The sequence below is a fragment of the Streptomyces klenkii genome (genome assembly GCF_003626645.1).
GTDB lineage: Bacteria > Actinomycetota > Actinomycetes > Streptomycetales > Streptomycetaceae > Streptomyces > Streptomyces klenkii.
This window is the reverse complement of the sequence record NZ_RBAM01000182.1, coordinates 1-1,079: the sequence shown is the minus strand read 5'-3', so window position 1 is coordinate 1,079 and position 1,079 is coordinate 1. Positions and strand designations below refer to the sequence as shown.

Genomic DNA, 1,079 nt, shown 5'->3' with positions numbered 1-1,079 from the left:
ACCACCCGCGAGTGGGTGCTGCGCAACTCCCCCATCCCCGTGGGCACCGTCCCGATCTACCAGGCCCTGGAGCGGGTCGGCGGCCGGTGGAGAGGTCCATCACCGTGTCGGCGCCCCAGCGGGTGGCCCAGGTCATCTTCTCGACCTCCTCCTCGACGGAGGAGGTGACGGCCGAATTGCCGATGTTGGCGTTGACCTTCACCAGGAAGTTCTTCCCGATGATCATGGGCTCGGCCTCGGGGTGGTGGACGTTCACCGGCAGCACCGCGCGGCCCGCGGCGATCTCGTCGCGGACGAAGGCCGGGTCGACGTTCTCCCGGAGGGCGACGAACTCCATCTCCGGCGTGATCTCGCCCCGGCGCGCGTACGCGAGCTGCGTGACCAGGCCCGCGTGCCCGTCGGCGCGCCGCTCCTCGACCCACGGGCGGCGCAGCGGGGGCAGGCCGCGGCGGACGTCGGTGACGACCTGGGGGTCGGTGTACGGGCCCGAGGTGTCGTAGAGGGTGACGGAGTTTCCGTCCGTGAGGTGGACCCGCCGGACCGGGACCCGCAGGTCCGGCCGGGATCCGGTGAGGTACGCCTTGTGCGAGCCGATGACGGGCCCGGCGGCCCCGGCGGCAGGCGTGCGTGCGTCGGCATCCTGAATGGTCATCAGACCTGACTCCCTACGCCGGCATTACCCGGTAACAGGTTCGGCGGTCGGCGCGGCCCCAGCGCCCTCTCAGCCCCGTGCCCGGAGCTCCCGCGGTGTGCGATATGCGAGGTGCGAAACGATTCGCGGCTCCACGCTAACGGCACACCGGCCGCCCTGAACAGAGGGCCAGGCCGCTTACGCGATGATCGGACGGTGACCGCACACGGAGAACGCCACGAGGCCACGCCGCACCCCACGCCCCACGCGCATCACCACGGGCCGGCCACGCCGGTCTCGGCGCACCTGCGGCGGGTGATAGCGGCGGTGCTGATCCCCTTCGCCGCGGTCGTGGGCATCGGCCTGATCGTGCTGTGGCCGGGCGGGGCGCCGGAGCAGGAGGGGCACACCGGCGTCGGCTTCGACCAGCAGCGCGAGCGGGCCGAGG

General features: G+C 72.5%; 1 protein-coding gene and 1 pseudogene. One reads left to right on the top strand and one right to left on the bottom strand.

Annotated features, from left to right (window positions below; genetic code table 11):
• Positions 1 to 652, bottom strand: a 652-nt coding sequence (locus D7231_RS35620; protein WP_199739551.1) for a phosphomethylpyrimidine synthase ThiC, incomplete at its 3' end; no start/stop codon positions are given.
• A gap of 195 nt (positions 653 to 847) precedes the next feature.
• Here D7231_RS35620 and D7231_RS35615 point away from each other — a divergent pair.
• Positions 848 to 1,079, top strand: a pseudogene (locus D7231_RS35615) (YibE/F family protein); the annotation flags it as partial.